This window comes from Bacteroides sp. AF34-31BH (assembly GCF_003602795.1).
Classification (GTDB): domain Bacteria; phylum Bacteroidota; class Bacteroidia; order Bacteroidales; family Bacteroidaceae; genus Bacteroides; species Bacteroides uniformis.
In genome coordinates, this window is sequence record NZ_QTLV01000012.1 from 54,582 (window position 1) to 66,692 (window position 12,111).

Genomic DNA, 12,111 nt, shown 5'->3' on the forward strand with positions numbered 1-12,111 from the left:
TACTGCCTGCCGAGGGCGTTTTGCAAACCATTCTCCGCTTATTCTTCAAAAATCATTCCTGCCGACAAACATACTTATTTATGCTTCGGAACCCTTTATTTTCAGTACCTTTGCACGGTTCTTTATAAGTGAACGCCCCGGGTCGTCCAATCGCCTGACTTAGGTCGTTCAATCGAACGACCCGGGTTATTCGTTCGGCCGACCGGAGTCGTTCACTTACAGGAAGACACTTCCGAGGGAAGAAACAAGTATGTTGAACGCACTAAAACCTATTGATATGGCAATACTATATGACTGGTACGAGAATCCGGGCACTAATGAGGAAGCCCCTGAAGAGAGAGGCCTCCATCCCCGCCCGTTGCTCAACGGGAAAGTAACCATGCGGCAGCTCTACAACCGCGTGCATGCCCGCAGCTCGCTCACGGTGGGCGACGTGATGAACGCGATAGACTGCCTGGCGCAAATTTGCGGCGAAGAACTGCGCGACGGCCACGAGGTGCACATCGAAGGGCTGGGCTACTTCGCCCCCACCCTGGAAGCCACACAGAAAGTGACCCGCAGCACCCCGAACAAGCACCTGAAACTCCGGCTGAAAAGCATCAGCTTCCGTCCCGACGTCAGGCTGAAACAAGCGATGACGGGAGTCAATGCCATCCGCAGTAAATACACCCGCCACTCCCTGAAGCTTTCGGAAGTGGAGATAGACATGAAGCTGAAAGAATACTTTGCCGACCACGACGTGCTGATTCGCAGTGACTTCCAAGCGCTCTGCGGCATGGCGCGCACCACCGCGAACGTCCACCTGAAACGGTTGCAGCAAGAGGGCAAGCTGAAGAATGTGGGGAAGCCCACGCAACCCATCTACCGGGCCATGCCGGGATACTACGGCGTGTCGCGCGATGCAAAGGCGGGGCGATGAGGGTGGAAAGCGGTTTCACCGGGAAAGCCAATGAACAGGAGGATGGGAGAAGGAGGTGAAGGAGATGCAGGGATAAAAAGAAACATTCTGCGCCCTGAAATCAGGGGTAATACAAAAAGGAATGTGAATTGCATCCGGAAAGGCAATAGAGAATGAATGCGAAAAGGCGAATCTCACGACTCGCCTTTTCCTGATTTAACCATTAAACAATTGTACTATTCGGTTAATGCATTTACAATTATCCGATGTTACGGGCGACTAATAAAGTCGGGGGGGTAACGACAACTGCTTTGAGTTGAATAATTCATTTATAGATTATTCTTAAAGTGCCTTTTTAGAAAACACAATGGAGAAGAATGACGCAGGAACTGTGAAAGTCCTACCAGCAGAAAGCGGTTGTCTAACATTTCCATACTCCAAATAAATATAATTTCCATTGGTAGCACTCAAAGATTTTATAGTGTATGTGCCTGGCTTAATGTAAAAGTAATGAGCACCGCCTATATGTCCGGTATAATTAAAGATACCATATTCTTTTTTGTCAGAATCAACCAACACCCCACCGCCGTTTGTCTCTATTCCATACACTTTCATTATATTGTAACCTACTTTGGAAGGAGGAACATTATCATCAGTACCCGATGCTTGAACAATACTTGGAGTAGAGATTGTTCCTATATAATTTAAAGAAATATAGCCACCTCCTGTCACTTCGAAAATTGTACCAACCGTAAGTGCGCCCCAATTAGATTGTGCTGTACAATCCTCTAAAGCGACCACGCGGTAAACGCCATAAGCCAAGAAATAACAATATGGAGCAGCATTTGGGGTAGTAGTTCTCAAAACATACTGTTGACCACTTTCGTCACAAACAGTTATGCTTACGGCTACCGAAGCGTCAGCACCTCCTATCGGAAGTACAACCCGAGCATATCCGGTTGGTGTGGGAGGTACATTACTATCCATTGTATACGGTCCCAAAACATCCGCTTTAACAAAAAGAGCACAGAAGAACAGTAATATCAAAAAGAAAGTTCGTTTCATTGTTGCATTTTTTTAATTAGTAATAAAAGTATACGAGTGGTCGTTACCCACCCGTACCTTTCAATATTAACTATTTTTTCTTGAAGTTCCAGAACCATGCCGTACCCCAAGCGCCAGCACCGGGTTCAGGAGCACAAAGACGAAGTTCATCTTCTGTAATCTTCAAAATATGATACTCATACTGACGTGCATTTCCTTGATTCGGCTGTATACCTAACAATGGAATAGTACCAGAGAACTCCATAGTACCTACATCCCAACCGGATTGCACCACATCTTCTGACACCTTGACAGAACCACTTTCACCACGACTTGTCTGAACACCAGTCAAACTAAGTGAGAACCAACCATTTAATCCATCATCAGGCAATCCTTTTCCTACAGCTTGTTCATCAATTTGCCCTCTACCGTTTCCGACATCTCCCACAGCATCACAAATCCACCAACCGGGGCCGGTATTGCCGAGATAACCTCCATTACCCCAACAACCGTCTGCAGCTTCTGTATTCCAGACCCAAGTGGTTGTTCCATAACCACCGTCCGGAGTTGTGCCGAATACATCAGCATAAATAGCGGGAAGATCTGTATACTCCGTTACTGCTATTGATTTGGAAGCCGATTTTGTTATGGAGCCGTCCGAATTAATGGTTGTTACATATACTTGCAATTCTTTATTAGGAGGAGCTACTTGAACCGACGGAGCCGTACCTTCTGCCAACTTGATATCAGACGTAGCATCATAAACCTTCACATAACGTGACGGAGTAGGAACAATCTGAATGTTGTTGTTTCCCTGGTTCTTGGCCACAAGTTCAAAAGTAAGATTTTCCGGTGTGACATTGGGATCCGGACTGATTTCATCCACTATCGGATCGCAAGCCACCAGCAGCATTGCAAACAAAGGTATTGCGAATAATATCTTTTTCATATCTTTTTTCATTTTAAATTCATATTCTATTCTTGCCAACCATTATACTCAGCACTTGCATCCGTATAACCCTCATTTTGTTCTACCTTTCCTTCATTCAGGAGGACTTGGTTTTCGGGAATCTTCTGGAAACCTGCCGTAGCCTTATAACGTGCGGCATAACCACCGTTCTGCGCCACATTACGGCTTTCAGCCCCATTTGTATAAACCTTTGCTCCCGTCTGTCTTTCAAGGGCATCGGCAGCAATATGCCAACGGCGAATATCGTTCCAGCGAGTACCTTCAAAACATAATTCCCAACGGCGTTCATTCTGCAATGCAGCCAACGAATATGTACCAATAGGTTCAAGTCCGGCACGACTACGCACTCTGTTTATACCGGAAACATCTTCCTTCAATTCAGACTGCATCAACAATACATCCGCAAAACGAATCAAAACCAAATCATGAATAGAACCGGTTTGCATCAGATTATCATTAATCCAGCCGTCGGCACCATACATTATCTTCTCAAATACCGGCTCAATCGTTTTATTTCCAGCCGCATCCGTACTATAAGCCATGATAGAACCTATTTTCATCTGATAATAATCCGTTTCTTGGATAAAGCCGTCACCACCACCTTTATTATAACTCGGCATATCCTCCGTCTTGAATACGGAGGCCGGACGACGGGCATCATCTTGTTCTGCCACACTCCAATCATTATAAAAATTGGGAGCTACAGGACCGGCACCCCATCCTTGTCCGAAGGGGAAAGAATTGGCCTGATCATTGCCACGTACACCAAAATGCAGAGCATAACCGTTACCATAACCGATAGTAGTGCTCCAAGATGCAAGTTTATTATATTTAATGGCAAACATGGATTCGGGATTTACCGCTGCATCATCTTCTACCCACTTCAATCCCTGACCGGCAGTAAACGGAAAATCTTCTACCGTACATTTATTGGTATATGCCCACAAATTACGAAACTCAGGAACAAGACTATAACCAGAATTATTCACACAATCATCAATATACCCAACCACATCCTGCTTGGTCAAAGTTGTCCCATCAGGCAAATCAACTGAAGTCAACGGACTATAGTTCGTACTAACCAAATCGTTCAGAGTTTCACCATTGCCATACATACCAGTATAATACAACCAAGCACGTCCTAACATAGCTTCAGCCGTATATTTATCAACATGCCCATCCGACTTGCGAACAGCCGGCATATTTGCAGCCGCATCGCGAAGATCCTGCAGAATCTGCCCCCAGATAACAGCGGCAGTCGGAGGAGTAGTATCTTCGGGCAACAAAGCAGTAATCACCAAAGGTACGCGCCCATACATGGAAGCCAACTCGTAGTAATAAAAAGCACGAAGGAACTTGGCTTCGCCCTCAGCCTGCGCTCTTACTTCCGGATCCATTTCAATACCAGCAAGAGCCTCCAACAACGTATTGGCACGGTTGATTCCTTGATAGCGAGCCACCCAGTAGTCCTGCGTAGCATTTGTACCCGTATTACAAATAAGGTCCAAAGATTGCATCAACTTATCATTGGGACCACCACCACCCAACATATCATCGCAAGCCAGCAGAGAATTATACAAGAAAGACTGCTGTGGAAAAGCATTGACATTATTCAGGTTCTGATATATGGCAGCTAAAGCCTGATTGGCATCTTCAGCCGTTTTAGGAAAATTGGTCGTATCTTTTTCCGTCAGACTCATCGAGTCCAAGCTACAAGAAGCAAACATTCCTGCTATCATCAAAGCTGCACCTATTAAATATGCTATTTTTTTCATCGTGTATCAATTTTAGAATTTAACATTAACACCTACCATATAAGTACGAGGTTGAGGATAGTTACCTACATCAACACCGGTTACCCACGGTTCTTTGTCATTGAGGGCTCTACCATTCTCCGGATCCATCCCTTTATAACCGGTAAAAGTAAATAGATTCTGTGCAGCAGCATACACACGAAGTTGCTGGAACGGACAGTTCTTCCAAATTCTCTTGAAATCGTATCCTATAGTCAGATTTTGAATGCGAACATAGTCGGCATCATCAATATAAATATCTGAAATGGCCTGGAAATTCTGTCCACTATTTCCCGGCGCAAGCAGCGGATATCTGTTTGAGGTTCCTTCGCCATGCCAGTAATCGTAAACTTCTGTCGTATAGTTTTCATACTGTCCATCTGAGAACTTTCGCCAAGAGCGAGCTACCTGTGCACCAAAAGCGCCATAGGTTGTTACAGAGAAATCAAATCCTTTATATTCCGCACTTAACGTAAGACCCATTGTCACGTCAGGATGAGGATTACCCAAATCAGTCTTATCGTCATCATTAATCACCCCATTTCCATCAACATCCACAAACTTCAAATCACCCGGTTTAATACTTGCACCTTGCTTAGAGTTTGCCGCATTTCCTTTACAATTCTGGTCAAGATATGCCTGCAAGTCATTCTGGTTCTGAATGACACCATCCGTCTTATAACCATAAAAATAGCCAATAGGATGTCCTTCTTCCATACGGACAAACCGACCCGTACTTTGAGCCAACAAATCATTACCGCCTTCAATAAAATGATTGGCGTTATTAACCTCCGTTACTTCATTCTTATTATAGGCCATATTGACATTCACCCCATACTTGAACTCCTTACCAATCTGATCTCTCCAGCCCATTGAAAGTTCAAGGCCAGTATTCTTTACCGTACCAGCATTTTGATATTGAGTAGCGAAACCGGAAGCCGCATTGGTACCCACTTCCACTAACAAGTCTTTCGTCTGCTTGCTATACCAGTCCATGGTAAAACTCAGACGGTTATCCAAGAAACGGGCATCAATACCGATATTGGTCTGTTCTGAAGTTTCCCATGTCAAATCGGGGTTAGCCAAACGATTCGGGTAAGCTCCGGTTGTACCTCCATTCTTATCCGAGCCAAATGTATAAAGACCATAATCGCCAAACTCGTAACCGGCACGCCAATTTGAATTAGGGATATTGTCATTACCATTCTGTCCCCAACCAGCACGGACTTTCAAGAAACCAAGCCAAGAAGCAGTATTCTTCATAAAAGCCTCGTTTGAAATAACCCAACCAGCAGAGAATGATGGGAAATATCCCCATTGATTGCCTTTCGCAAACTTAGACGAGCCATCGGCACGAATGATAGCAGAAAACATATAAGTTTCCTTAAAGTCATAATTCAAACGTCCAAAATAAGACATCTTAGAACCATAATCCGAGGGATAACCATTTACTGTAGCAGTAGCTTTACGTTCTGTATTATGCAAATAAGCATGTGTAAAGTCACCAAAAGCACTATTATAACCGGTTGCCTCTACTGATTCGCCATAAGTTGGTCTTGATTTAGAATACTCTGTACCAGCCAAAACATCAAAATGATGTAAGTCTGTAATATCAAACCGATAACTCAACGTATTAGTCAAACTCCAGTTCCAACCCAAAGACACGTTATTTATCGTTTGGTCTTTATCACGGCTATCTCCCTGATTATTAATTTGGTAAACGGGAAGATATGAACGCCATGAACTTGACCATTGTTTGTAACTAACCTGACCTTTATAAATAAGATTCTTAAGTGGTTGTACTTCCAGATATGCCGCTGTGTTCAGATTAAAATTCTTATTCTTATTATTCCCAGCCTGATTATATACCATGTGAGCCATCGGATTAGAAGCATATGCAGTATAATCAAGTATACCATTAGCACTCGTTCCAAAATTCTTCAAATCATCATACATGAAGAAATCACCATTTTCATTATATACAGGAATCAGAGGAATAGCACGCAAAGCATTAGAAAGGTCATTCGAATATTGATTACCTAACTGCACACCTTGATTCTGTTTGTGCTGATAATATATATTCTCACCAAACTTTATCACATCCACATCTCCCTTACGATATATCACATGCTCAGAATTAATGCGGAAAGTAAAACGACGATAGTCAGTCTTCACCGGACCACCGAATGCACCATCCTGATACTGATAGCCTATACCTGTCGAAAATTTGGAGAATTCAGAACCACCTGTTACATTCAACGCATGATTAGTAACCACAGCATTTTTATTCCGGAATTCTTTTACCCAATCTGTACCAGGATTGGTACCATTCTGATAAGCAGTCAGCAAATCAGCATCTACGAATTTTGACCAATCATACGGTTGGCCTCCATTATTATAGGCCACTTGATCCATTACCGCCATATATTCTTTGGCATTCAACATATCAGGCATCTTATATATATTTGCCCAACCTATGTTTCCATCATAAGATACAGAAACCTTTCCTACCTTACCCTGCTTCGTAGTAATAAGGATAACACCGTTGGCACCGCTCGAACCGTAAATTGCACAAGATGCAGCATCTTTCAACACGTCAATACGTTCAATATCGGCAGGATTCAAGGCGTTAATATCGCCACCGGCTACACCATCAATAACGTAAACTGGAGCTGTATTTCCGTTAGTACCAGCACCACGAATATTAATTTTAAACCCATCACCCGGCTGACCGGAAACGGCCTGAATATTTACACCCGGAGACTGGCTTTGTAAAGCGCCCAATGCCTGCGTAGTATTTAATTTTGCGATGTCTTCGCCTTTTACCTCAACCGTAGCACCTGTCACCAGTTTCTTCTTCTGTACACCGTAACCCACTACGACTACTTCATCCAACAATTCCGTATCTTCCTTTAGCTGAATCTTGAAACTAGTCTGGTTACCTACCACTATTTCTTGCGGCTGATAACCGATAAAAGACACAACAATCGTTGCTCCCGGCTGAACATTCAATGTGAAATTACCGTCAATGTCGGTAATGACACCATTTGTGGTTCCTTTCTCCAATACATTGGCACCGATGACCGGTCCCATTGCATCTGTTACAGTACCTGTGATTTTTTTTGCTTGCTGCACAGCATCTATTGCATCGACCGATGCGGCGAAAAGTTGCGGAGTATAAGTCAGGCTGACAGCCGAACAGATACCCACGAGCAGCGCGGTTCTTCTGAAATTTAAATTCATACTTGTATTTTTCTTAGATTAATGAATTGGTATTGCCTGGCGGCATCTACCGTTTAATATAAGGTTAAACTTCTCTTTTTGAGGAAAAATTAAATATACCTTATTCTATAAAGTGGTTGGTATACATATCACTCCTTTCTCATAGGCATTTTTCATTTCATTAGCGGTTAAACATTATATGATTATTATCAAATTTTAATTAGGCTTGACAAAAGTAGACTTTTAGCAGCAAACCTTATAATACTATTTTATCAAATAACGACACTCATTTAACATCCATTACTATTTTTCCTAAAAAGTATAAAGCATGAATTCTATAACCAACAACTAAAAGCTATAAAAGACAGAAAGGGTTGCCCCGATACTAACCAGAGACAACCCTTTCTATTTTATTATTAAAAATTGCTATTCCATAGAAGGAAGCTCTTCACGGGAAACAACAAATTCCTGGCTCATAGCATCCTTCCACCATGCTTCATCAGCATGGACTACCGGGCTACCATCCTCATTTGTCCCGTCATACCACGGCATGAACCAACTCCAACGTGCACCAGATGCCCATTGTTCGGAAATAAGTCCGACCGTACCACATTCACTCAGCGAAACAATCTTGTTTCCATAATTTTCGGCAATGGAAGTATATTCTGAAACACAATCTGCAGTTTCCTTATTATAAACATCACGTCCCACGATGTCTACATATTGATCTCCCGGATACCAATCGGCATCATTGCCCTCGGTAGTCCAAACCCAGATAAGATTATCCAATCCTTCAGTCTTGAAGTAATTGAACATAGCAATCCACAGAGATTTAAAGCTGGCAGCATCCTTACCCCACCAGAACCAGCCACCGGCTGCCTCGTGGAATGGACGCCACAATACCGGAATATCCGCATCTCTCAATAGCTTCAAGTAAGCGGCAGCATTTTTCAAATCTTCGGTAAACACCTTGTTTTCCCAAGTGCCTTCCACTGTGGCATTGGTAGCATCAAACTCCGTATCTGCCTTATAAAAGGCATAATCCTTATTCGGGTCGAGAGCTGTACCGTTATTTTCAAGATAAACAGCAACTGCTGTATAATCATGTCCACCAATGATGAGACCACCTTCTTGCAGGGATTTCAAAACATCTTCGGTAATCACCAATGTATAGTCCCCGGATATGTCAAAATAATCAGTTCCTGAAGCAATCTCGCTCCAACCACTGTTTTTGAACGAACCTTGTGCACCCGCTGCCACATCCTTCACAGCCACGCGTATCACCTGACCCACTTGTGCATCAGCAAAGACAGCTTTTGCAGCATCATCCGTCATCTGTACATTTCCACTCCAATCACCCGGCATTACTGTCTCTCCTTCCCATATTTGGGTAGAAGAAGCTTCGCCTACAGCTTTCTTGGGTACATTCCAATGCCACATGGCAGCTACGATGCCACCTTTGTCAGACCAATCCTTAACAGGAGTAATGTCACCGTAATTAATCCAGTCTGCTCCAGCTACAGATGCCGGCAGATGAACATAGTCGAAACAGTTGATAGCCGGATATTTTCCAGTCCATCCATACACCTTTTCGGACATTTCCGTATTCCAGGCAACATTGGCCATCATAGCTGAAAGTGTCTTCGTCTCGAAGTTATCCAATAGATAATTGTACAGTTTCACAGCTTTGGCCGAACTAGCGGCAACCAGTGCCTTGTCCAAAGCGACAGTAGAGAACTGAACCGATACAGCCGGAGCAGGCATCTGGTTCGGTCCGGTTACTATTCCCTCGGGGATAGAGAGAGAACAAGCCGTCTCTCTCCCGGGAACATTCACTTTTACAGTCAGTATATTGCTTGCGCCAAGTACATCGGCACTTATCAGTTCACCACCGGTAAACTTGATTTCGCTCAGATTGTCTGTTGCAAAGAATATATTCTTGTCATATTTCACCTCAATAGTGATTTCTCCCGTTTTCACTTTGGCTGCTCCACTTTCAGGAGTAGTAGACACCAATACCGGTGTATCCACTGCTGGGATATCATGATCGACATCAGTATCGCAGGAGGCAAAAGTAAAAGCTGCTATCAACGAAAGCATCCATTTTATATTCAGTTTCTTCATCTTAATTATGATTTTATTTCATTCTTAATCAGGGCATCCATAGTCACATTCTTCAAGCCACAATTCATCAATTTACAATCGTTATTTTTGTAAACGTCAAATCACTGCCCTGAATAATGATACCTACATTTGTCTGGTCTTCACAATCTCCTTGTTTAGCTTGAATATTATCAAGTATCTCCTGAGTCAACGTCAACTCCATCACACGGCTCTCGAAACTCCATCCGTAAATGTCTGTCGGTACCATAGTCGTATCAAACAAAGAGAAAGCTATGCCACTCCAATCGCCATAGTTAAACTGAGCCTGTGCCCAAGTCTGGTCTTTCTGATCAAAATAGACTTTCATGACAGTGCCTGCCGTTACCTTGGCAAAAGATACAGCCGGTACCAACACACGTCCTCCATCACCCCAACTAATATCGAGCGGACCAGCCCAAACTGTTTCTTCATTGGCAACTACAAGAACATCATAAGCAATTTCACCATTTGAAGAAATCAGTTTTAGGCTATAAGTTCCATCCAGCTCAGCCGGTACATTCAACATCAATACCCCTTTAGCTGCATCATTGATATACTGAACAGCAGCCTCATTCAGCAATACATTTGTCAGCTTATCAGCATTAACAATCTCAAGTTCCACAATTCGTCCCCGAACCAATTTGTCAGGCAATGCCGGCAAATAGGCGCATACCGGTTTCTCTATTGTCAGAGACGGTGCTTCCACAGATTCACCATTGGCCATCTTCAAGAGTAAGGCCCCGGTTTCAGCAGTTGTGGGTACAGTCAAGGAAATGGCAGTAGCGGTGGCATCGGATACGGTAACCTCCACATTACCACTGAATACAACAGCCGAAACTACATCCATATTTACTCCTTTGACAGTCAAAGCCTCTCCTGCCGGGACCGTCGCCGCACTATAAGAAATGTTTTCCGGCTTTGCCGTTGCAATAGATACGGCAGTTGCTTTTCCACTATTTGTATTCAATTGCAAATCACCACTAATAGCCGCAGCCGGCATCAAGACCTTTATTTCAGTCGAGTTTTGTGATTCCAATCCTACTGCTTCTTCTACACCAGGGAACGTTACATCAGTCACCAAATCCATATTGGTACCTTTCAAGGTAATCATATCTCCACCACGCAAGTTTACAGCAGGAACAGCCACTACGTTCGAAGGCGTAGCTACTACAACAGTAGCGACCACAACTTTTACATCCGAAGCAGGAAGTACCGTAACTTCTCCGTCCGAGACATTATCCGGCAATGTAAAAGTAAGTTCATCTCCTTCGGAAGAGGCAGTCATCGTAAATTCAACTTCATCCCCATTCGGCATCTGCACTTTCTTCACCAAATCAAAGTTTTCACCAGAAACTCGAATGACATCCCCCGGCTTCTTATCTACCAGGTCGAGTGGAGCCTCTACCGATGGCAAAGTAACCTCCAGTTCCCCTTCAGAATAAATCCAATTGGGGATTTCAGCTCCATCAGACAAGATGAACTTACCGGTCTGAGCAGAATCAGGAACAATAACTTTAATCTCCTGACGGCTTTGACTGACAAACTCATCAGCAGGCACTGTTACCTCGTCAGCAAATATCACTTCTTTAATCAAATTCAAATATTCACCAGTAATGGTCAATTCACTACCAGGCTTTACTTCTGCCGGTGCAAAAGCCTCCAAAGCAATCGGCTCCGTAAATGTCAACTCGGTTTTTGTTGTAATATCCCCTTTCGGAGTCTTCAAGACAACCAACCCCGGCTGGGCTGTCTGAGGTACAGTGACACGGATTTCCGTATCACTGACTACTTCGATGTCTGTTATATCGTCGCAACCGGGAATAGCGACCGCAGTCACTTTATCCATGCCACTGCCTAGGAAACGGAGTACACCGCCGCGGGATACGGGACTCGGTCCGAATACATTCAGACTGATTCCCCCTTTATATTGGTTGGTATCTTCATCATCCCCATTGTCGCAGGCCGTAAACGTCAAGCAACTGAAGAGCATCAGGCACATCATCCACAGTGCCGGAAATTTATATGTTTTATTCATATCAGTA

7 protein-coding genes are annotated in these 12,111 nt (G+C 43.6%); 1 reads left to right on the top strand and 6 read right to left on the bottom strand.

The genetic code is table 11. The annotated features are described in order from the left end of the window. Positions 1-277: 277 nt before the first annotated feature. On the top strand, positions 278-919 hold the full coding sequence (locus tag DWZ67_RS16080) for an HU family DNA-binding protein (RefSeq protein ID WP_005834825.1): 642 nt from the start codon (positions 278-280) through the stop codon (positions 917-919). Between the two features lie 321 nt (positions 920-1,240). Here the strand turns inward: DWZ67_RS16080 and DWZ67_RS16085 are convergent, their stop codons facing one another. The 6 genes from DWZ67_RS16085 to DWZ67_RS16110 form a co-directional block, all read right to left on the bottom strand. Then, positions 1,241-1,963, bottom strand: coding sequence for a hypothetical protein (locus tag DWZ67_RS16085; RefSeq protein ID WP_005825006.1), 723 nt, complete (start codon positions 1,961-1,963; stop codon positions 1,241-1,243). Positions 1,964-2,033: 70 nt separating this feature from the next. Then, positions 2,034-2,891: a hypothetical protein gene (locus DWZ67_RS16090; protein WP_005834823.1), complete on the bottom strand. Its 858-nt coding sequence runs from the start codon at positions 2,889-2,891 to the stop codon at positions 2,034-2,036. A 26-nt stretch (positions 2,892-2,917) separates the two neighbouring features. Then, complete coding sequence (locus DWZ67_RS16095) at positions 2,918-4,687, bottom strand: RagB/SusD family nutrient uptake outer membrane protein (protein WP_005825008.1); 1,770 nt, start codon at positions 4,685-4,687, stop codon at positions 2,918-2,920. 12 nt (positions 4,688-4,699) lie between these two features. Beyond that, complete coding sequence (locus DWZ67_RS16100) at positions 4,700-7,948, bottom strand: SusC/RagA family TonB-linked outer membrane protein (protein WP_005825009.1); 3,249 nt, start codon at positions 7,946-7,948, stop codon at positions 4,700-4,702. Positions 7,949-8,353: 405 nt separating this feature from the next. Continuing rightward, positions 8,354-10,051, bottom strand: coding sequence for a glycosyl hydrolase (locus DWZ67_RS16105; protein WP_005825012.1), 1,698 nt, complete (start codon positions 10,049-10,051; stop codon positions 8,354-8,356). A 67-nt stretch (positions 10,052-10,118) separates the two neighbouring features. Continuing rightward, positions 10,119-12,104, bottom strand: a complete 1,986-nt coding sequence (locus DWZ67_RS16110; RefSeq protein ID WP_005825014.1) for a hypothetical protein — start codon at positions 12,102-12,104, stop codon at positions 10,119-10,121. Between the last annotated feature and the right edge of the window lie 7 nt (positions 12,105-12,111).